Origin of the sequence: Flavobacterium limicola (assembly GCF_003634755.1) — a bacterium.
Classification (GTDB): Bacteria; Bacteroidota; Bacteroidia; order Flavobacteriales; family Flavobacteriaceae; genus Flavobacterium; species Flavobacterium limicola.
On record NZ_RBXA01000001.1, the window covers coordinates 1,423,118 to 1,443,793 of the forward strand.

20 protein-coding genes are annotated in these 20,676 nt (G+C 33.0%); 3 read left to right on the forward strand and 17 right to left on the reverse strand.

The annotated features are described in order from the left end of the window. Positions 1-61: 61 nt before the first annotated feature. The 10 genes from BC952_RS06320 to xerA form a co-directional block, all read right to left on the reverse strand. Positions 62-1,066, reverse strand: a complete 1,005-nt coding sequence (locus tag BC952_RS06320) for a hypothetical protein (RefSeq protein WP_121364709.1) — start codon at positions 1,064-1,066, stop codon at positions 62-64. Between the two features lie 55 nt (positions 1,067-1,121). Beyond that, the gene (locus BC952_RS06325; protein ID WP_121364710.1) at positions 1,122-1,676 is read right to left on the reverse strand and encodes a hypothetical protein; all 555 of its coding nucleotides are present in this window, start codon (positions 1,674-1,676) and stop codon (positions 1,122-1,124) included. Positions 1,677-1,835: 159 nt separating this feature from the next. After that, a complete protein-coding gene (locus BC952_RS06330; RefSeq protein WP_147405264.1) occupies positions 1,836-2,102 on the reverse strand; it encodes a hypothetical protein in 267 nt (88 codons plus the stop codon). Between the two features lie 408 nt (positions 2,103-2,510). Continuing rightward, positions 2,511-2,699 carry a hypothetical protein gene (locus BC952_RS06335; RefSeq protein WP_121364712.1) on the reverse strand — a complete coding sequence of 63 codons (189 nt, stop codon included), beginning with the start codon at positions 2,697-2,699 and terminating at the stop codon, positions 2,511-2,513. Positions 2,700-2,723: 24 nt separating this feature from the next. Continuing rightward, positions 2,724-3,032 (reverse strand): hypothetical protein, encoded by a 309-nt coding sequence (locus tag BC952_RS06340; RefSeq protein ID WP_121364713.1) that lies wholly within the window; start codon positions 3,030-3,032, stop codon positions 2,724-2,726. A 169-nt stretch (positions 3,033-3,201) separates the two neighbouring features. Continuing rightward, positions 3,202-6,465 (reverse strand): YCF48-related protein, encoded by a 3,264-nt coding sequence (locus tag BC952_RS06345; RefSeq protein ID WP_121364714.1) that lies wholly within the window; start codon positions 6,463-6,465, stop codon positions 3,202-3,204. Between the two features lie 292 nt (positions 6,466-6,757). Further along, a complete protein-coding gene (locus BC952_RS06350; RefSeq protein WP_121364715.1) occupies positions 6,758-7,162 on the reverse strand; it encodes a hypothetical protein in 405 nt (134 codons plus the stop codon). Between the two features lie 243 nt (positions 7,163-7,405). Further along, the gene (locus BC952_RS06355) at positions 7,406-7,891 is read right to left on the reverse strand and encodes a hypothetical protein (RefSeq protein ID WP_121364716.1); all 486 of its coding nucleotides are present in this window, start codon (positions 7,889-7,891) and stop codon (positions 7,406-7,408) included. Positions 7,892-8,533: 642 nt separating this feature from the next. Continuing rightward, a complete protein-coding gene (locus tag BC952_RS06365; protein ID WP_121364718.1) occupies positions 8,534-9,145 on the reverse strand; it encodes a hypothetical protein in 612 nt (203 codons plus the stop codon). A gap of 151 nt (positions 9,146-9,296) precedes the next feature. After that, on the reverse strand, positions 9,297-10,340 hold the full coding sequence (gene xerA / locus BC952_RS06370) for a site-specific tyrosine recombinase/integron integrase (RefSeq protein WP_121364719.1): 1,044 nt from the start codon (positions 10,338-10,340) through the stop codon (positions 9,297-9,299). Between the two features lie 461 nt (positions 10,341-10,801). On the opposite strand from xerA, the gene BC952_RS06375 reads away from it, so the two are divergent. After that, positions 10,802-11,242: a hypothetical protein gene (locus BC952_RS06375; RefSeq protein WP_121364720.1), complete on the forward strand. Its 441-nt coding sequence runs from the start codon at positions 10,802-10,804 to the stop codon at positions 11,240-11,242. A gap of 132 nt (positions 11,243-11,374) precedes the next feature. On the opposite strand, the gene BC952_RS06380 is transcribed toward BC952_RS06375, so the two are convergent. From BC952_RS06380 to BC952_RS06405, 6 genes are all read right to left on the reverse strand, one after another. Then, a complete protein-coding gene (locus BC952_RS06380) occupies positions 11,375-12,616 on the reverse strand; it encodes a peptidylprolyl isomerase (protein ID WP_121364721.1) in 1,242 nt (413 codons plus the stop codon). 33 nt (positions 12,617-12,649) lie between these two features. Then, positions 12,650-13,774, reverse strand: a complete 1,125-nt coding sequence (locus tag BC952_RS06385; RefSeq protein ID WP_121364722.1) for a peptidylprolyl isomerase — start codon at positions 13,772-13,774, stop codon at positions 12,650-12,652. Between the two features lie 12 nt (positions 13,775-13,786). Further along, positions 13,787-14,446, reverse strand: a complete 660-nt coding sequence (gldI, locus tag BC952_RS06390) for a gliding motility-associated peptidyl-prolyl isomerase GldI (protein WP_121364723.1) — start codon at positions 14,444-14,446, stop codon at positions 13,787-13,789. A 4-nt stretch (positions 14,447-14,450) separates the two neighbouring features. Further along, on the reverse strand, positions 14,451-15,455 hold the full coding sequence (locus BC952_RS06395; RefSeq protein ID WP_121364724.1) for a DHH family phosphoesterase: 1,005 nt from the start codon (positions 15,453-15,455) through the stop codon (positions 14,451-14,453). Between the two features lie 69 nt (positions 15,456-15,524). Then, a complete protein-coding gene (locus BC952_RS06400) occupies positions 15,525-16,781 on the reverse strand; it encodes a voltage-gated chloride channel family protein (RefSeq protein ID WP_121364725.1) in 1,257 nt (418 codons plus the stop codon). Between the two features lie 34 nt (positions 16,782-16,815). Beyond that, positions 16,816-17,226, reverse strand: a complete 411-nt coding sequence (locus BC952_RS06405) for a RidA family protein (RefSeq protein WP_121364726.1) — start codon at positions 17,224-17,226, stop codon at positions 16,816-16,818. A gap of 293 nt (positions 17,227-17,519) precedes the next feature. Here BC952_RS06405 and BC952_RS06410 point away from each other — a divergent pair, with 293 nt between their 5' ends. Then, positions 17,520-18,188, forward strand: coding sequence for a hypothetical protein (locus BC952_RS06410; protein ID WP_121364727.1), 669 nt, complete (start codon positions 17,520-17,522; stop codon positions 18,186-18,188). Positions 18,189-18,267: 79 nt separating this feature from the next. Here the strand turns inward: BC952_RS06410 and BC952_RS06415 are convergent, their stop codons facing one another. Beyond that, positions 18,268-18,795: a hypothetical protein gene (locus BC952_RS06415; protein WP_091172191.1), complete on the reverse strand. Its 528-nt coding sequence runs from the start codon at positions 18,793-18,795 to the stop codon at positions 18,268-18,270. Positions 18,796-19,088: 293 nt separating this feature from the next. Here BC952_RS06415 and guaA point away from each other — a divergent pair, with 293 nt between their 5' ends. Then, positions 19,089-20,618, forward strand: coding sequence for a glutamine-hydrolyzing GMP synthase (guaA, locus tag BC952_RS06420; RefSeq protein ID WP_091171857.1), 1,530 nt, complete (start codon positions 19,089-19,091; stop codon positions 20,616-20,618). The last annotated feature ends 58 nt before the right edge of the window (positions 20,619-20,676 follow it).

The following is a 20,676-nucleotide window of genomic DNA, read 5'->3' on the forward strand; positions in this document are numbered from 1 at the left end:
TCAATATTTGTTTTCTAACACCTAGTTACTAATACTAAATAGACATTGAGTCCATTACTTTCTAATCCTCCTGATGTTCTGACCAACAACGAGTTCCGCCTTTAACTTCTTTAATTTTAATTTTCCCACTTCTGATATCATCTTTATCAATGATAAAAACTTTTTTGTAATTTGAACCTATTAATAGTTCCAAATCACATTGGGTAAATCTTTGCAAATCTTCAAGACGCAATATTTTGTCGGAATTAGTTTTTAAAAATGATTCCTTTTCATAAAATACATTTGCTGGTTCTGCAGAACTAAAGCGATTCAAATTAATAAAAGAAACATAAGAACAATTAAATTGGAAGTCATAATTTTCTTGGCGTATATTTTTTAATTTATTTATACCAACAATATATGTCATATTTTTCCCTTTCTTAACAATAGTCGAATAAGTAGTATCTGAAAAATTCGATTGCTCATATTGCGTATTTTCCTTTTTTTCAATAAGCAAATAAATAGTATCTAAAGATTTCAATCGTTCAAATTCCTTATCATAAAAATATTTTGTCAGATTTAAGTAATTATTTAAAAACGTCTTTCTGTCTTTAGGAAAAGAAAACTTGTCTTCGAAATTAGTCTCGGAAGAGTAACTATAAAAAAGCTTTAAAGTTTTGTTATCTTTATAAAATGATACCATATACCTACCTAAATTTTCAATAAGTATACTATTTTCTTTATCAATTTCATTGATTATTTTTTTTGGGTCAATCGAGACCAATGTATCAATTATAGACTTACAAATCATTACGTCAATATTATTCAGTTCTACTATATTGTTAATTATAGTGTCTTTACAAACTGTATAGCATTTAACTTTATTGTTCTTTAAGGAGATGTATTTGCTGTCATCCAAGTATACAATTAGTGCTTCATTATCTTCATTCACAATATCTCTAACTTGATTTCCTTTTTTTTCATAATCAAAATTTTCGTATTTTGAAAAGATAAAAGTAGAACCAACTTTATCTTGTGAATAGACAGTCGTAAAAAATAATAAGGTGATAACTAAAATATAATTCATTATTATTCGATTTCTGTGAGTGAAGGTTTCCTGTAGCGTGTGTTGGCAGTAGTAACTATTTTTCTTTTGGTAAAGGCACATTTAATGTATCAAGTTGCATTGCATCCGATATGAAAATGTCCTTCATTCTATTTAATCTTTCCTGCTTTCCAATTAGTTCTATTTCTGTTGGATTCACAAAGGAATGATATAAATTTCGAAGAGGCTGAAATTTCATATCTCTTACTGTCATTGGAAAAGTATAAATTTTCGGAGGATGACTTTTAAAATTTACCCTTATCTTGATGCATGGCCCATTGTAAATTTTTTTGTCAATGGAATCGTTTTTTTTACTTTTTACTAATGAAATTATTCTGTCAATCGAATTATCTTCAATTTCGTTAATAAAATAAAAAGGCTCCTTTTCAAAATAACTATGATTTGAATATGTTATTGCATCGCCCGATTTATCAATTATGGAATAAGTTGAACATGAAATATAAAATCCATCTTTTACATTTTTATAATCTCCATGCATCCAACTGTAGGTTAAAACTTCAATATTTTCATATTCATTTTTTCGAGAACAGCCGGTGATAAATACAATTAAAACTAAAATATAAGCTCTCATAGTTTTTTGGTTATTACTGCCAACGTTCCCGCGCTACACGCAGGCTGGGATTAAGAAAGCCTAAACTTTCGGTTAAAAACTAATTTTTCAAATACAAAAACATTTTCCTGTTAAGACAAATGCCCAAATCGCTTGTAGCGTGTGTTGGCAGTAGTAAATTTATTTATAATGGAAGTCCGATTCAGGTAAATTAATTACTTCACTTTTATTTCGCAAAATATTCCAAATCATATCATAAAGACGGAAAAAATTTCCTGCTCTTTTTTTATTTTCATAACTAGTATATCCAGTATTATAACTTACAACTTTTTGTTTTCCCTCGGAAAATATCACAATGCTTCTATAAAAACCAGGGTCAGTAATTGAGATAACGCTTTCTTTAGGTTCAAATTTATTTGGCATTTTGAAAAAATCAACTTCTTTCATAAATGAATATGTACTCTCTTTTTCTTCTTTCGTTAGTTCAATGTTTACTGTTTTATAATCTTCTAAATATTTTCTAGTGAAAGTGCTGTTTTTCGAATTGTAGCTATCATTATAAAATAAAAATCATTAGGGAGTGAATTATTTTCAATTAAAGAATTTTTCGAAAATGATTTCGGCATTCTTTCATTAAAACTGTAAATACTAAAAAGTATAAGTATTATAGAGATGACTTTAATTTTTTTCATTTCTCATTTTTGTGGTTTATTACTGCCAACGTTCTGACGCTTGGCGAGGTTGCGAGCTTCGGAACCGATTATTTTCTGTTAAAGATAAAATTTCTTGCGAAATGTAAACGTGAATTTAATACTAAATTCGCAATCTTGCCAAACGCCTGTTAGCGGTAGTGCTTTAATTTTCGTCATCTATATCAATTCCAATTGGTACGTTTTTGTCAAGCACTTTTTTCAGACATTTTTTATGGCTAAAAATACATTGTGATTCTTCGGAATTTGCAATTGAAATTTCAATCTCAACAGAATCTTTATGAGTTAAACTTTTTCCGCAAAAACAACACATTACTGTTTCTATTTGTTCCATGAATTTAATTTGTTTGAATATGTTTTAAATTCCAATAAAACCTTTATAATATGCACAAACAAATAACAAAATAATTACGATTTGAGCACCTAAATAAGTGAGAGAGTTTTGTTTTCCATTTGGAGCAAACATTTTGTAAATATTGAAAATTATAGGGGGAAACAATACAATACACGTTGCAATTTGACCACACAATATTGCGCGAGGACTTTCTGCTCCAGCGCCTTCTCCAAAATATCCCCAAAGTGCGAAAAACGAAACAAAAAATAATGCTACAGAATATAAAATTTCTAATGCAACAATTTTTAGTAAAAGTAGATAGTTAATTTTCAAGTTATGTTTCTTTAGATTCGTTTAAGTAGCATTACCGCTAACGTTATGCCACTTTGAGATGGCTGGAAGTTCGTAACCACTTAGTTTTCGGCTTAACGAAAACGTGATGCGAAACGGTAATTCCACTAAATTCCAGCTAGCTCAAAATGGCTGTTGGGCAATCCTGTTTTTAATTCAATATTAATTTCGATGATACTACTTTGGTACTTTCGAAGTTTACTTTTACGAAGTATATTCCTTTTCTGAAATTTGATACATCAATTTTTATATCAGAGATATTAAAAACATTCTCATAGTAAATACGTTGACCTAAAGCATTATAAAATTCAATAGACTTAACTTTTTCAGAAATATTAGATTTAATATTCACATAATCAGTTGCTGGGTTTGGATATATTGATATTTCTTGCTCTAAATCAAAATCTGTAAGGCTCAATGTGCCCGTTGTATATTGATAAGTATCTGAATAAATTATATTCCCATTATTAGTGGCAACTAATCTGTAGTAATAAGTTTGTTTTGCCAACGGATTGTTGATTAAACCAGATATCAAATTAGTATTATAACCATAAGCAAAATTTGGTGTTCCTGTTATTAATGAACCAAAACTGTTTGTAACTCCATACTCAAAATGAATGTTAGTTAAATATGCACCTTGACAATTAATTAAGCCTTTTAATTTTAAAGAATTTGTTTGAGGTTCTTCTATTGTTCCATTAACTATTATAATATTTCTTGAAAAATTGAAAACTCTTTCCTCGCTATAAATTGCTTGTCCATTATGCATGGCTTTCAATCTGTAATAATAATTTAAATTGGCATCTAGGTTAGTAATTGTGGCACTTACATGGTTAGAGCTACTAGCGTTGATTTGCGAAGGATTGGTTGAAATATTGTTTTCATAATCGAGAGTACCATATTCAAATACGATGTCAGTTATATCTTTATTATAGGATGTTAAATATGCTGATAATGTAACATTTGTTCCATTAATATTTGGACTGTTAATATTTATTTTATATTCTGGATAAGTTGTAAAGGACCGAATGTTACCATAAATATCTTCCCCTTTGTGTGTGGCCTTTATTCTGTAGAAGTATTTTGTTTCTGGTTTTAAGTTAGTTAAACTTGCCTCAACAGTTGCTGTTGAATTTCCTAATACAAGTGTTGGTGTTCCGCCTAAAGTACTATCAAGAACATCAGAACTCGTGCCATATTGAAACTCCACATTTGTAATGTCATACCCATTAGAAACTATATTGCCTGAAATTTGTGCAGTAGTTGATGAATAATTATAAGTAAAGTTTGTTGTTATTTCAAAATCGGGAAGTGTTGTGAAACTTAAAATTTGGCTGTAATATATATTTGAATTCTGTATTGCAGTTAATCTATAGTAATAGGTAGTATTTGATTCTAAGTTTATTAAATTTATTGAAATATTTGCAGATCCATTTGAAGCAACTGTACCAGGTGTTGTAGCAATAATATTTTTGAAAGAGTGATCTAAACTGTACTCAAATTGAATGTTTGAAATAGCCTGGCCATTAGAAGTAGCATTACCAGTTAAGCTAGCACTTGAATTAGTAACGTTTTTAGCAGGATTAATACTTAAAACTATGGGTTGGTATTGCACATCACTTCTATAAATTTTACCATTTGACCCTGCAGTATATATTTTATCATTAATAAGCTCAATAGAGTTAATAGCATATTGTTGAGTAAGATATTGCCAATTTAAGCCTCCGTTTTCTGTTTTATATAATTTTCCATCTTCGTCTGCAATATAACCTACATTTTTTGAATAAAACTTAACCTTTGTGTACCATTCGTAAGGAATTTCTAATTTTTTCCATACAATACCTCCGTCAGTTGTTTTATAAATCAATCCTTGGTCACCGACAAAATATCCATTGTTCTCATCAATAAAATCAAAGGCATTGATTCCTTCGTCTACTTCAATACAAATGTTCCAAGTATTTCCACCGTCAATAGTTTTATACATACTACCATTTGAATATCCTATTCTATTGCCATATCCTACCAAATCATTAACAAATTGTATTTCGCCATATAAAATAGATTTAACTTGTGTCCATGTGGAACCACCGTTTGTAGTTTTCATTACTTTTTTTTGATTGAAACCACCACTGACATATCCTATATCATCATTTATAAAATTGATAGAAGACAAATCCTCGTTGATTATTTCATTTCCATTATTTAATTTGGTCCAACTTATGCCCCCATTTATGGTTTTATAAACGGAGCCTGTAGTACCTGAAGTTCCTATAGTACCGCCAACTAAGGCATAGCCTAAATTTTCATTGATAAAATCAAATCTGCTAGTTTTCTCATTTTTAAGTGGAGGTCCAAGATTATTCCAAGTACTTCCTGAATCGATTGTTTTATAAAAATTATTTCCTTGTAAGGCATAACCTAAATCTTTATTGATGAAATCAATTTGACTAAAGTCATTATACGTTATAGAATGCGGTGTCCAAGTATTTCCTCCATCTGTAGTTTTAATGATTCGACCGCGATCACCAGTAGCGTAGCCAATATTTTTGTTTTGAAAATATATACCGTACATAGAAGTTACAGCTACAAAGCCATTTTGAAAAAATATTTGATTCCATGTAGTTCCTCCATCAGTTGTTTTGTAGGTTGCACCATACTCTCCAGTAGCAAAACCATTATTCTCGTCTAAAAAATGAAAATCATAAATAGCTTGATTTGTTTCAGAAATTTCTACCCAAGTTTCACCAGCATCGGTTGTTTTGTATAGGTCATTACGATCTCTTGTTGCGAAACCAATATTTTGATTTACAAAATAAACCGTAAAATAATCTGAAAGTGAAATATTATTGTTATCTATTGTTTTGTACCAATTTTGACCTCCATCAATGGTTTTTAGTATGATTCCATTATTACAAACTGCATGTCCAACTAAAGAACTGGTAAAAGCTGTTTTAACCACAGTGACATTAGGAATTGTAAAACTTTGCCAAGTATTTCCTCCATTATTAGATTTTACGATACTATTTGAAGTTGATAGTATTATATTCTTATCATCTATTATATTAACAGTATTGCAATTACCGCTGAAACCAACAGAAATTTGATTCCATGATGCTCCGTTATCTACAGATTCTAGAACATATCCATTGTTACCGACAATATAACCTTTTGTATTGTAGAAACTCATATCATTTCCACTTGAGATATTTTGCTTTTTTGTCCAAGTATTACCAGCATCCAGTGTTTCTAATAACTCATTTGAAGTTATAATGTAACCAATATTATTTGTCACAAATTCAACACCTTTTCCAGTATTAGCTGTTGGTTTAGGATTTAATAGTTCCCAATTTGTTTGCGAGTGAATTTTATTTATACATATAATAATATAGAACAGGATAAGTAGATTTTTTTTCATTTTCGATTTATTAATTAATTCGTCTCCGTTTATTTAACATGTTGCCCAACGTTCCGCTGCCTGTGGCTGTTGTGGGAGTTCGTAACCGCTCAAGTTTCGGCTTTGCAGAAAGTTGATGCGAAACGGTAATTCCACTAAATCCCACAATAGATACAGACAGCTGTTATAAGGCGGTTTTATTTTCGGTTTCGTGTTTCCACCGCTATTAAGCGAAACACAAGTTTAAATTATTATGTTATGAAATTTTTTAAATCGGATGAACAAGAAATTAGGTTTAATATTATTGTTACAATTATTGCTTTAGCAATATATATAATTCTTTCAACGCTAAGACAATCGCAATGAAAAGTCCAATTCTCGCAAACTGTTTAGTTTTTGGAAATTCTTTGAGCATTTTTTGCGCTAGTTCTAAATCAATTTTTGATTTTTCAAATTCTATACGTTCTTTTTCGGCAAAATATTTATGCTCTTCTATTATGTCCTTTAAGAATTTTTCTCCTTTGTCGGTTATAGAATATATAGAATCTCGATTATCGTCTTCAACAATCAAACTATTTCTTTCCAAGAAGTCAATGTTTTGTATAAAAACAATTCGGTCAAAATGCTCGTCAATTTTTGGATACAAATCTTGGTCTCTTAAATTAACTTTGTTTTGTTTGAAAAATATTAGATGGTTTTTTACTTCGATATTATTCATAGTGTTTTCGGTATTTCGGTTCTCTAAACTGCCTTATAACGTTCCCGCGCTACACGCAGGCTGGGATTAAAGATGCGTATTCTTTCGGTTAAAAACAAATGTATCAAACACAAACTATTTTCAAATTAAGCCAATTGCCCAGCTTGCTTGTAGCGTGTGTTAGGGCTTCGGTTTTATTTTTCGGTTTAGTTTCCGCACCGCTTTTAAGTCGGAAGCAATTTTAAATATTTTTGTTATGATTAATTATGTAAACCTTTTTTGTTCTATTGCTATCAAAGCAATTCCCAATAGCAACGGTATTAATATTTGCCACCAAAATTTTTCTACAAACGAAATAATAACGCTTTGTTGTTTCTCTTTTGCTTTTGGTTGGGTTGTCTGTTTAATTTCTGTTTTTAAAACACTTAATTCATCTGATTGATTAAGTTGGCCAATTGTAGAATTATTAAAATTATTAGTTATGTTTCTATTGTCGGAATCTATTTTGTTTAAATATTCAATTCCTTTGAAGTTGATTTTCGCCCGTATAAAATCTACTTTCACACCAGTTCCATCACCAAATCGCAAGTCAATTCCGCTTCCGTATGATATTAATTTTTCTTTTTCCAGTTCAATTAATTTCTGTTTTAATTTTTTTGTGTTAGTTTCTAATCTAGAAACATCAACAGGTTCTCCGTTATTATTTTCTGATAAATATTTAAGTATTTTATATTCTAAAGTGTCTTTCATATTTCGGTTCTTTAAACTGAGCCCTAACGTTCCCGCGCTACACGCGGTTTGGGACTAAATTAAGACTAATATTCGGATTTGCCAAAACTTCCAAATACAAACCAATTTCCCCATTAAACCTATTGCCCAAATCGCTTGTAGCGTGTGTTAAGCGGGGGTTGTTTAGTCGGAATTACAATTAAACCGCAAATTTTTCACGCTTCTGTATTTCGGTTTGTTATTTTTAACTTTCACGTTTGTTTTTAGTTTTCTGTTATTTGGTTCCAATTTTCACGTTTCCTTTTTCCAAGTTTCTATTGTCAGATTCCAATTTTCACGCTTCTGTTTTCCGAGTTTCTGTTTTTCCACTCCAATTTTCACACTTCTGCTTTTCAGGTTTCAACTTTCCAGCTTCTGTTGGCGCTTCCGTTTTTCACGCTTCAGCTTTGTTAATTTCTTGCGGAAACAAATGCTTGTTTTCTAATGGATTTCTTCTGCGTAATTTCGGCTTTCAACTCCCGCTTAACGTTCTGGCACTACAGCGGGTTTGGGATTAAATTAAGACCATTATTCGGATTTGCCAAATCATTCCAAATGCAAAACCATTTTTCCATTAAGCCAATTGCCCAAATCCGTTGTAGTGGCTGTTAGGTGCTGGCGTTTTTATGCTGTTAAAATAATATCATACTTTTTTAATATTTCTACAGCTTCCGAAAAGGCGTTTAAACCTTCTTGATATGATGGGAATTTTGGTCGATGTCCTTTTACCATATTTACAAATTCTCTACCTTTTTGTATTTTGTCAACTTCATTTTTAGGAATTAACAAATCATTGCAAAGCAAATTAATTACATTTATTAATTCGATTTTTTGTTCAATTATGTATTTATTGTTTACACACATTCTCAAAACCATTTCAAAATTCGCAACGTTTTCAAAATCTTCGTCTAATAAATCATAATCAGTTATATTACCATATTCTTGATAACATTTTGAGTAAAATTCTTTTAATGCAGGAGCAGATAAAAGTAAAAAAAGGAAATCTACATTTTTCATTTCCATTTGTTTCTCAGTAGGTATCAATTCGACTTCTCCTTCTTTAGCAACAATAATATTGTCTGGAATTCCAATATTTATTAAATTGATGAAGCAAACGTAATCACCGTGTCTTATAGCATTAAATTCCTCTTTGTATTTAGTTATTTCAGCTTTAGATTTAAGTACTTTTAGCATATAACCAACAACAAAATCATAGATTAGTTTTTCTTTAGCCATTTTTGATGTTTAATTTTGAACGTGATTTTGAGGTACGCTTGCACCTAACTTGTATATATGTATGACAAAATCATACAAACCCATCCAGTTTTGGGTAGATATGTATGACAAATACCATACTTTATTTTAATTCAAATATATAGATAATTCATTACAAATCATCAAAAGGACTTTTAATTTGTTGAATACTTTTCGTACTTACATGGGTATAAATTTCGGTAGTCTTACTACTGTTATGGCCTAATAATTCCTGTATATATCGTAAATCAGTTCCGTTTTCTAGTAAATGTGTGGCATAACTGTGACGCAACCAGTGTAATGTTACGGGTTTTTTATTCCCCACTTTTTGAAGAGCTTGTTTTAAAACACTTTGTAAACTTTGTTCTGAATAGTGTTCTCCTACATTTTGCCCTTCAAAAAGCCAAGTTTTAGGTTTGCTTATTACATAATAATCTCGCAGCATTTCTAATATTTTTGGAGACAAAGGAACAATTCTATCTTTTTTACCTTTGCTTTGTCTGATTATTACAATACCTCTTTTTGAATCAATATCATTTGGTTTTAAATTTAAAAGCTCACCTCTACGCAAACCACAACTATAAATTAAGGACAGCATCGTTTTGTGTTTGATGTTGCTATGCGCATTTAATATCAATTTTACTTCTTCTTTGCTTAATACATTGGGTAATAGTTTGGCTCGTTTGGGACGATGGATTTTATCAATATCGATTTTGGTGCCTATAATTGTTATAAAGAATAATTTAATGGAGTTGACCGTTTGATTCTGATACGAAGCCGAAAGCTTATTCTTTAAAATATACTCGTTATTATAAATAATCACGTCCTCATTATTGATTTCTACAACGGATTTTTCTCGATAGAAAATCAGGAAAGATTTTAAGGCTTCGCTATAGGTACTAATGGTGCTTTCGCTATATCGTTTAGAACGAAGCCATTGTTTGAATTTCTCTATTTGAATAATCCCCTCGGCGGAAGGAAGAGAATTTTTCAGGGGTTCTATCTTGAAACGTTCTCTATTTTCGATTGTATCGGGCAGATGCCACACCGTTTTTTGCTGACTCCATCGTGCTCCTGCTACTTGCTTGATACGCGCAATCAAATCTTGATTTTTTTCAAAGTAAACAGCAATCCGGCTTTCGCCTTTGTGTTTTATGGGTTTTGCAGTCCAAGTCATATCGTATTGATTTTGTGACTGAAAGATACTAATTTTTACAAATATGGTTTTATTTAACCAAAGGTTCTTATAGTACCAAAGCTTTTGCGTGAGGGATAAAAGCGGAAATCCTCCCGATTTTTCTTCGGGAGATTAAAGCGGTTAGCCCGACCCGCTTTTTTTTTAGCGGGTCACGCCCAAATTGCAAATTTTAGAATTAGTGGCAGTATTTGTGTAGCATTATTTTTTAAATAAAAAGGTAGTGGACTTTGCGAAAAACTTTGCGAACTTTGCGGTCCAATAATACTAGATGAAAGGAGTATAACAAGTTTGAAATAAACAACTGTAGCGCTATGCAAATTACATATTGCTTAAAAAAAATATATAAACTAGGTATGAAATTGCCATGACAACATTTGTCTCAAACACCGATTAAGATCTGGCGATATCATATTCCATTAAAAAACAAATATTATCTACATATGAAAATAAATCCAAAAAACGGAATTGACAAGCTCATTTTCGGAATGAAACAAAATGATGTTACGGCGATTTACGGCAAACCAGACCGCAATTACAAGGACGAGGATGATAATGTGATTTTTGCTTATAATAAGCTAAAAATGCGTTTGACGTTCTATGTAGAGGAAGATTTTAAATTGGGTTATATCGTTGCGTCTAGCCCGGAACTGGAAGTTTTTGGATATAAAATAATCAACAGAAAAATCAGTGACGTCAAAAAAGATTTAGCTGCTAAAGGAATTACTAAATTTACTCAGGAAGAGTTTGATACGTTCGAAAACTATTTCAACGAGGAAAACTGGATGATTTTTCAAACAGAATTTGATGAAGTGGTGAAATTTGAGATTGGTGCCATTATCAACCAAAAAGATGAATTTGACTGGAAATTTGGAAAGAAATAATTGAAACGTCGATAATGCTCAAAAAAGCATAAAAGCCAATTTCTATTCCTGTAATCACAGAGAATGAATTATAAAAATAAAACCCGACAGATTTTGAAGTCTGTCGGGTTTATTATTTGTGATTTTTTTAATTTATTGTTTTGGAGCGGGTTGTTTTTCCAGCATTTCCAATTCGAAAATAAGCATTGTATTGGGTGGAATAACACCACCGGCGCCTCTTTCTCCATACGCTAGATTTGATGGGATGAAAACTACTGCTTTGTCGCCAAAAGCCATATTTTCCAGTCCTTCAATAAATCCTGGAATCATACCGTCTTTTTTTCCTGCTTCAAAAGGGAAGGCTTGGTAGCCGTTTTGTGCGGCACGATTTGCGTCAAATTTGCCATAGGATTTATTCACGGCTTCATAACTGCTGTCAAATAGCGTTCCGTCCTCAAAATAACCAGCATAATTAAAATAGAATGTCGTTCCGTTAGCGGGTTTTACTCCAGTTCCTTTTTCAATTATTTTGTACGCTAATCCAGACGGAGTAGTAGTCGCTGTGGCTTTAGTAGCGACTAAATAAGCTTTTTTTGCAGCTACTACAGGACCGTATTTTTCAGTGTACGCTCTTTTGGCTTCGGCTTCAATTGCTGCTTTTTTTGCTTTGTTTTCAGCGTTGATCCGGTCCTGTTTCTTTTGGTCTTCGGATTTATTGTTGAAATAATCAGCAAACACTTTTGGGGCGTCAAATTTCTGGGCTAAATCACCTTTTCTTACGATGGTAATTTTTGTGATTACATCGTTTTGCGCAATTGAGTTTACTATATTCATTCCTTCGGTAACGTGACCAAAAATGGTGTGTTTTCCGTCTAACCAAGGCGTTTCTTTATGCGTAATGAAAAACTGGCTTCCATTAGTAGTGGGTCCAGAATTTGCCATAGAAAGGATTCCAGGTTTGTCATGTTTTAAGTCGGTGAATTCATCCTTGAATGCATAACCAGGTCCACCAGAACCATTTCCGGAAGGATCTCCGCCTTGAATCATGAAGTCTTTGATGACACGGTGAAATTTTAAACCATCAAAGAACGGTTTTCCTTTTAGTTTGTCATCTGTGACAAAGGTGTTTTTCCCTTCGGCAAGTGCAATGAAGTTAGCCACTGTTACGGGTGCTTTTTGGTATGCTAATTCCAGTACAATATCTCCTTTGTTTGTGGCAATTGTTGCAAAAATCCCCTCGATTACCGTTGGAGTTTTTACCGCAGGCTTTGCTGGCGATTTTACAGTTGCTTTGACACTTGTTGCCGATTTTTTGGCAGGAACGGATTTCTTGACCGTTTGAGAATGTACGTTGACCATTCCCAGAAATAATAAAAACAGAATTTTAAATTTCATGTTGTACTAATTTAAAGGCTTATTTTTTTAATATTATTGGGGCATTTTTTCTAATAACTCAATCTCAAAAATGATATTCGCATTGGGTGGTATTACTCCTCCAGCACCCGCTGCTCCATATCCTAAACGGGATGGAATGAAAATTACGGCTTTGTCACCAAAAGACAATTGCTCCAGTCCTTCAATGAAACCAGGAATCATGCCATCTTTTTTACCTGCTTGGAAAGGGATGGGTTGGTACCCGTTTTGTGCAGCTCTGTTTTCATCGTATTTGCCAAAGGTTTTAGCTACATTTTCGACACTGGCATCAAATAATTCTCCGTCTTCCAGAAAACCGGCGTAATGAATGAAAATTTTGGTGCCTTTGGCAGGTTTTTTACCACCGCTTTTTTGGGTAATCACGTATTGTAATCCAGTAGGCGTTTTTGTCGCTTTGGTTTTCAAATCAGTAAAATAAGCTACTTTTTGTTCGCGAACTCCTTTGTATTTTTCGTTGTACACTTTTTTGTTTTCGGCATCAACAGCTGCTTTTTTCTTTTGATTTTCAGATTCCACAGCGAAATAGTCGTTGAATATTTTTACAGCATTGAATTTTTTAGCCGCTTCACCATTTCTGATGATGGTTACTTTAATGATGTAATCATTTTGTTCAATTTTGTTTACTACTTCCATTCCATTTTCGACTACATGACCAAAAATGGTGTGTTTTCCGTCTAACCAAGGTGTTGCAAGATGCGTGATGAAAAATTGACTGCTGTTCGTTGTAGGTCCGTTATTGGCCATAGCCAAAACACCGCCTTTATCAAATTTCAAATCAGAAAATTCATCTTTAAATTTATATCCGGTATCTCCAGAACCTGTTCCAAGCGGATCTCCGGTTTGTATCATAAATTCTTTGATAACTCTGTGGAATTTTAAGCCGTCAAAAAAGGGTTTGTTTTTAAGATTTTCATTGGTAACAAATTCATTTTTTCCTTCGGCCAAGGCTACATAATTGGCCACCGTGATAGGTGCTTTTTCAAAATCTAATTGTACAATGATTTCGCCTTTATTGGTTTCAATTTTAGCATATAAACCATCAGGAAGATTGTTGTGTTCTTCTTTGCAAGAGTAAAATGAAGCAATTACCAGGAATACGAATAGAATCTTTTTTTTCATTTCTAAATTATTTTATTGAGTTATAGTATCTATGGTCTTGTTTATGATTGGGGCTGTTTGTTTGATAGGTGTTGGAACTGTTGGTACGACTTTTAGTTTTACCTCGTTTTCTTTTTTATATGCTGCTTCGGATTTAAAATCACGTAATGTCACGGTGCAAAGTAGCGGTTGATTGGTTCCAATTCTTTTTTCGTCACCATGGTATCCATATCCCATGTGCGATGGGAAAAGAAAGTTTACTTTTTCATTTTTACGCATCAGCTTAATTCCGTCACGCAAGCCCATCATGATGTTTTGCTTGTCCACATAATATATTTGCGGTCTTAACTCTAATTCAGAATAGATAATCGTACCTTTCAAGTCTTTGATTTCATAATCAAAAAAGGCAACGTCTCCTTTTTTTGGTGTAAGCGTATCAATTTCATTTCTTGTTTCATAGGAATACCAATATCCTTTTTTGGATGCTAAGTATTTCATATTAGGATTACTTTTTATTACATCCTGGATTTGGGTTTCCTCGTTAGCAACTAATTTTTTGTTGCGTGCCACAGATTTTTTCATGAAGCTTCCTGATGCTTGAGAAATAGGTCTCCTGGCTTCCTGAGGTTGTTTGCAACTTGAAAAGAGGACAAACATAAAAAATATAATTGCGATTATCTTGCTGTTTTTCATAGGATTAGATGCTTAAATTGGTTACTAAATCTTCAAATTTCCGAATCGTTTCTTCCATCGAAACTTCTGATTTTCCTCCGGCAGCATTGCGATGTCCGCCACCATTAAAATAATCTCTTGCAAATTGATTGACATCAAAATCGCCTTGAGAGCGGAATGAAATCTTGATGATTTTTTCTTCTTTATTTTCGATAAATATAGCGGTAAATACAATCCCTTTGATACTTAGTCCGTAATTTACAATACCTTCCGTATCTCCTTTTACATAATCAAACGAGTTCAATTCCTCTTGAGTCAGTGTGGTATAGGCTGTTTTATGTTCCGTTATCACTTTCATGTTTTGAAGTGCTCTTCCCAATATTTGTAATCGTCCAAAAGAACTGTTGTCAAATAACAAACTTGGAATTTCAGTATTTTCAACACCCAAATCAATTAATTCAGCCACAATTCTATGTGTTGTTGCAGTTGTTTTTGGGAAACGAAACGAACCTGAATCCGTTAGAATTCCCGTATAAATGCAGGTTCCAATGGTTTTATCAATGTCTGCTTTTTTTCCAAGATGCGATATGAAGTTATAAAGCATTTCGCATGTAGATCCAAACGAAGTATCTGAATAAGTTACCACAGCGTAATTATCCGGTTTTTGATGATGATCTATCATTACGAAAGGCGCGGTCAGTTTAGCTAAAACATGTTCCATTTCGCCGGTGCGATGCAACGCATTAAAGTCTAATGTGAAAATAAGTTCTGCTTCTTCAAGAATTTTTGTGCAGTTTTGTTTGTCTTTTTCGAATATTTTAATGGTTTCAGAACCCGGCATCCACGCCAGAAAATCCGGAAATTCATTTGGAGAAACCACAACAGGATGATGCTTGTTTTTTAATAAAAAATGGTATAAACCCAGTGTAGAACCCATGGCGTCTCCGTCAGGACCGCGGTGAGGGATTATGGCAATCTTTTTTGGAGTTGCTAATAACAACTGTATCGCTTGAATGTCTTGTATTTTCATAGTCTGCGAAATTACATTTTTTTAATGTAATGTTGAAATCATTTATAGAATTAACAAAGTTTTAGAAGGTTATAAAAAGTCGGTATTTTTTCTTTTCAATTTTTGATACAAATGGTATTTTGCCCCTTTTACAATTTGAGCATTATAAATTCCCACGGAGCCCGAAGAAAAGTAAGCTATTAGGCACGCAATTCCAATGAAAATGCCGCTTTCGATCCCGAAAAGTTCCATTCCCATAACCGTACAGGCAATAGGCGTATGGGTGGCTCCCGAAAAAACAGCTACAAATCCCATTCCTGCCAAAAGTGCTATTGGTAAGGGAACGATAAGTGATAAAGTACTTCCCAGAGTAGCACCAATGAAGAATAATGGCGTGACTTCACCCCCTTTGAATCCCGCTCCCAGCGTAAATCCTGTAAAAAGTATTTTCAATAGGAAATCATAAGAAGCATTTGGGTTTAAAAAAGCATTAACAATCATTGGGACTCCAAGACCAATGTATTTTGTGGTTCCAATAAAATAAACGGCCAGTGCTATGAAACATCCGCCTACGAAAGGGCGAAGTGGTGGAAATGAAATAGTTTTTGAAAATAAATATCCCCAAAAATGTGTGCTTCTGGAAAAAAGCATGGCGGCTAGGCCAAATAAAATGCTCACGAGAATTACCCAAAATAGAGTCGTAAAGTTATTTTCTGGCAGAAATGGAATTGCATAATGGCTGTGATTTACGTGCCAAATTTCCACTGTGAAATAAGCGATATATGCAACCAGAAAGGAAAGAAAAATGCTTTTGAAATTGATTTTACTAAAATAAACAACCTCTAAAGCAAATAATGCTCCGGCTAAAGGTGTTCCGAAAATAGAGGCAAATCCGGCGCTGATTCCTAAAATGAGTATTGTTTTTCTTTCGGAAGCGTCAAGTTGAAATAGTTTTGTAAATTGGTCTGCAATGGCGCCACCCATTTGCACGGCGGTTCCTTCTCGACCGGCTGAGCCGCCAAAAAGATGAGTGATTAAGGTGCCAAAAAGCACCAAAGGAGCCATTTTTAACGGAATGATTTTTTGCGGATTTTCGTATTCTTCCAGCAATAAGTTATTCCCTTTTACCACCGATTTTCCCCAATAATGATAGCCCAATCCTATAATCAAACCGCCTATTGGCAAAAGCCATATGATCCAACTGTTATTTTCTCTTATTTGGGTAACCCACTCTAAAGTTACAAGGAAAAAAGCAGATGCTGATCCGGAAAAAAAACCTATCAAAATACAAATAGAAATCCATTTGAGCAGCAGCGATGATATTTTTTTAGTTTTCTCTAAATTCATTAGTAAAATGACAAATTGTTTTTTTGCAAAAGTATTATAAACCTTCTTGAATTAATGGTTTTTCGGTGGCTATTGCGGTGAATTCAATTTCAACTAAATATTCAGGGGCAACCAGTTTGCTGATTTCATAAAAACCGGTAGTGGGTTTAATGTCCTTAAAAAATAGGGCATGAGCCGAAGCAACGTCTTCAAATGTCGAAATATCAGTAGTGAAAATTCGTGTTCGGATGACATCTTCCATACTCACTTTTAAGTCTTCGAGAACAACTTTTACGCGTTCTAAAATATTTACTGTTTGCGCATACGCGTCATCAGCTTTTACTTTTTCACCATCAACTATCGCTACTGTGCCTGAAACTTCAATAGTATTTCCAATGCGTACCGCTCTGCAGTATCCCATTTTGTCTTCCCAAGGAGAACCGGTCAATATGTTTTCTCTTTTCATTTTAGTAGTGTTTGTTTGTAGTTTTTAAATTTTATTAGTAATAAAAATGCGATTTTTGATATGGCATACTATTTGCAAGTTAGAAAAAAAAGTGAAATAAAAATACCGATTTTGGATAAAAAAAGTTCAATTTTTTGAAACGAATAGTAACAGTTTTATTTTCTAAAATGTAATAAAATGCAGATTTGGGAGTTATAAATGAAAGTTAAATTACTGCTTGATTCTTGAATAAATACAATTGGTTTTTTATTTTTAAAATTTTACAAGCACTGATAAACTAATTTTAGAAAGTTATGAAAAGGATTTTATTTTTAATGATTACCATCAGCATGTCTTTGAGCGGATATGCCCAAAACGAATTTAGCTCGAAATTTAAAGCGATTCCACCTAAAAATAATGCCCCAAAAATAAAAAAAACAATTCCACCTAAAGCGGATATTCCACCTATTAATACCCCAAACGTATTTAAAAATCCGGAAATTTTTAACCCAAAACCAAGTCCGTCGCTTCCTAGTACGCCAGCAACTAATTTCTCCATGACTCCGAAAAATGAGTTTATTAATCCCGGAGATGTTTATAAAGACAAATGGAATAAAAAAGAAGAAAATACAGATGGTGTTGTGTATAGAAAGAACCAAAATTTAGGTAATTTTCAAACGGGATCAGTTACTGCTAAGGTAATGTATCGCGATGCAGCTTATGTTGATGGCGATAAGATTCGAGTATATTTAAATGATAAAGTAATTGAATATCAAGTGAACCTGGATAGTGACTTCAAGGGTTTTGAAATCGTGTTGGAAAAAGGCTTTAATAAGATAGATTTCGAAGCCTTAAATCAAGGAAGTTCGGGTCCTAATACTGCTGAATTTAAAGTGTATGATGATAAAGGTGGTTTGATATCAGCCAGTCAATGGAATCTTGGAACTGGATTCAAAGCCACTATTATTTTGGTAAAAGAATAAAAACATACTTTATGTAAATAAGAAAACCGTTGAACATTCATTATACTCAACGGTTTTTTTATGATCAAGGACGTTTTGTCTAAAACGGATCTGCAGTAACTTGAAATTTCATATCCGATTTTACAGTAATGTCTTGGGTTAAGGATTCTTTAATAACTGCCTTAGCTCTTATTTTATAGGAAGGTGCCTTAATGTATTTGTCTAATTTTTGAGAGATACAAATTAGATTGATCGTATTTGAAGTGGAATTAATATCGTCTAAATAAGCCAATTCAATTTCATCATTTGCATCTGTTGAAATGTATAAGTGTATTGATTTTAAAAAGCGGAATGTTTTATCAGTTGGATCAGTGATCGTTAATTTTAATGCTGTCAACTTTACATCTTTAACTAAATCTGCTTTTGTATTGTTGTTTTCAAATTCTTTACTTGAATTCGTGGTTATTTCTGGTGTTACTACTTCAAATAGAGCGCCAACTGGGAAAGCACTGTCAATTGTAAAAGAGGTTTCATTATCAATTGTAAATGTCAACAGATCATCAATTATATTGCATGAAAAAAATAGTAATCCTAAAATTGCTATAGTTATGTATTTTCTTGTTCTCATTTTTTATGGGTTTAAGTAGGATTGTACTATTTTTTTTGTCACAACGCCGTATGGATTGCAAAACTAACGTTTTATAGCCGTAAATAGTATTTAAATGAAAAAGCATTTTCGTTTTATTACCAAGAAAATCAAAAATGACGCTATAATAATGGAGAACATTGTTGTTTTTTTATGAAGTAGACTTTATTTTTTATTGAAAAATTGGTTGGTTATAAAGCAAAAGTAGGATTTGGTCTTGAATAAAATTTAAATTAAATGTTTTTCAATTCAAAATATAAAAAGTATTTTTGCGCATGCAACACAACGTACTTATTTTAGATTTCGGATCGCAATACACACAGCTTATTGCGCGTAGAGTTCGCGAATTAAATATATTCTGCGAAATCTTCCCTTACAATCATTTTCCGAGTGATTTATCAAGTTATAAAGCAGTAATTCTTGGTGGTAGTCCATTTTCTGTTCGTTCAGAAGATGCTCCCCATCCTGATTTATCACAAATCAGAGGAAAATTGCCTTTGCTGGCAGTTTGTTACGGAGCACAATATTTAGCCCATTTTAGTGGTGGGGAAGTAGCAGCATCCAATACCAGAGAATACGGTAGAGCTAATTTGACTTTTATTAAAGAAAACGAAACTTTTTTTGAAGACGTTTCTGAAAACAGTCAGGTTTGGATGAGTCATAGTGATAGTGTTAAAGCTTTACCTACCAATGGCGTGAAATTAGCAAGTACACATGATGTAGAATTTGCCGCCTATAAAATTGAAGGCGAAACTACTTATGGTATTCAATATCATCCAGAAGTTTTTCACTCTACAGATGGAAAGCAAATGCTGGAAAATTTTTTGGTAAAAATTGCTGAAGTACCTCAGACCTTTACTCCAAATGCTTTTGTAGCTGATATGGTTGCTGAGTTAAAAGAAAAATTACAAGACGATAAAGTTGTTCTTGGTCTTTCTGGTGGAGTTGATTCGACTGTAGCGGCAGTTTTATTGAACCAAGCGATAGGAGAGAATCTGTATTGTATTTTTGTAAACAATGGATTGCTTCGTAAAAATGAATTCCAAAGTGTTTTAGATCAATACAAAGGAATGGGTTTGAATGTGAAAGGTGTAGATGCCGGTGATCGATTTTTATCTGAATTAGCAGGTGTCAGTGACCCGGAAACCAAACGTAAGATTATTGGACGTGTATTTATCGAAGTTTTTGATGATGAATCACACCTTATAAAAGATGTAAAATGGTTGGCTCAAGGGACCATATATCCGGATGTAATTGAATCTGTTTCTGTCAAAGGACCATCAGCTACTATTAAATCGCACCATAATGTAGGAGGTCTGCCTGATTACATGAAATTAAAAATTGTAGAGCCCCTTCGTATGCTTTTCAAAGATGAGGTACGCAGAGTAGGAGCTTCATTGGGAATAGATCCTGAATTATTAGGACGACACCCTTTTCCTGGACCTGGATTGTCAATCCGTATTTTAGGAGATATAACGCCGGAAAAAGTACGTATTTTGCAAGAGGTAGATGCTGTTTTTATTGATGGATTAAAATCTTGGGGATTATACGATAAAGTTTGGCAAGCCGGCGCTATTTTGCTTCCGGTAAATAGTGTAGGTGTGATGGGTGATGAACGTACTTATGAAAAAGTGATCGCGCTTCGTGCCGTAGAATCTACTGATGGTATGACTGCTGACTGGGTACATTTGCCTTATGATTTCCTGATGAAAATTTCTAATGATATCATCAATAAAGTAAAAGGAGTGAACAGAGTAGTGTATGATATCAGTTCAAAACCACCTGCTACAATAGAATGGGAATAATATCGTTTTTTAACATTAAGTCATTACATTTGTGATGACTTAATTGTTTAAAATTATA

Coding starts and splice junctions, on each gene's coding strand:
- BC952_RS06320 (WP_121364709.1), bottom strand. CDS start 1,066: ATGAATTATATTTTAGTTATCACCTTATTATTTTTTACGACTGTCTAT.
- BC952_RS06325 (WP_121364710.1), bottom strand. CDS start 1,676: ATGAGAGCTTATATTTTAGTTTTAATTGTATTTATCACCGGCTGTTCT.
- BC952_RS06330 (WP_147405264.1), bottom strand. CDS start 2,102: ATGAAAGAAGTTGATTTTTTCAAAATGCCAAATAAATTTGAACCTAAA.
- BC952_RS06335 (WP_121364712.1), bottom strand. CDS start 2,699: ATGGAACAAATAGAAACAGTAATGTGTTGTTTTTGCGGAAAAAGTTTA.
- BC952_RS06345 (WP_121364714.1), bottom strand. CDS start 6,465: ATGAAAAAAAATCTACTTATCCTGTTCTATATTATTATATGTATAAAT.
- BC952_RS06350 (WP_121364715.1), bottom strand. CDS start 7,162: ATGAATAATATCGAAGTAAAAAACCATCTAATATTTTTCAAACAAAAC.
- BC952_RS06355 (WP_121364716.1), bottom strand. CDS start 7,891: ATGAAAGACACTTTAGAATATAAAATACTTAAATATTTATCAGAAAAT.
- BC952_RS06365 (WP_121364718.1), bottom strand. CDS start 9,145: ATGGCTAAAGAAAAACTAATCTATGATTTTGTTGTTGGTTATATGCTA.
- xerA (WP_121364719.1), bottom strand. CDS start 10,340: ATGACTTGGACTGCAAAACCCATAAAACACAAAGGCGAAAGCCGGATT.
- BC952_RS06375 (WP_121364720.1), top strand. CDS start 10,802: ATGAAAATAAATCCAAAAAACGGAATTGACAAGCTCATTTTCGGAATG.
- BC952_RS06380 (WP_121364721.1), bottom strand. CDS start 12,616: ATGAAATTTAAAATTCTGTTTTTATTATTTCTGGGAATGGTCAACGTA.
- BC952_RS06385 (WP_121364722.1), bottom strand. CDS start 13,774: ATGAAAAAAAAGATTCTATTCGTATTCCTGGTAATTGCTTCATTTTAC.
- gldI (WP_121364723.1), bottom strand. CDS start 14,446: ATGAAAAACAGCAAGATAATCGCAATTATATTTTTTATGTTTGTCCTC.
- BC952_RS06395 (WP_121364724.1), bottom strand. CDS start 15,455: ATGAAAATACAAGACATTCAAGCGATACAGTTGTTATTAGCAACTCCA.
- BC952_RS06400 (WP_121364725.1), bottom strand. CDS start 16,781: ATGAATTTAGAGAAAACTAAAAAAATATCATCGCTGCTGCTCAAATGG.
- BC952_RS06405 (WP_121364726.1), bottom strand. CDS start 17,226: ATGAAAAGAGAAAACATATTGACCGGTTCTCCTTGGGAAGACAAAATG.
- BC952_RS06410 (WP_121364727.1), top strand. CDS start 17,520: ATGAAAAGGATTTTATTTTTAATGATTACCATCAGCATGTCTTTGAGC.
- BC952_RS06415 (WP_091172191.1), bottom strand. CDS start 18,795: ATGAGAACAAGAAAATACATAACTATAGCAATTTTAGGATTACTATTT.
- guaA (WP_091171857.1), top strand. CDS start 19,089: ATGCAACACAACGTACTTATTTTAGATTTCGGATCGCAATACACACAG.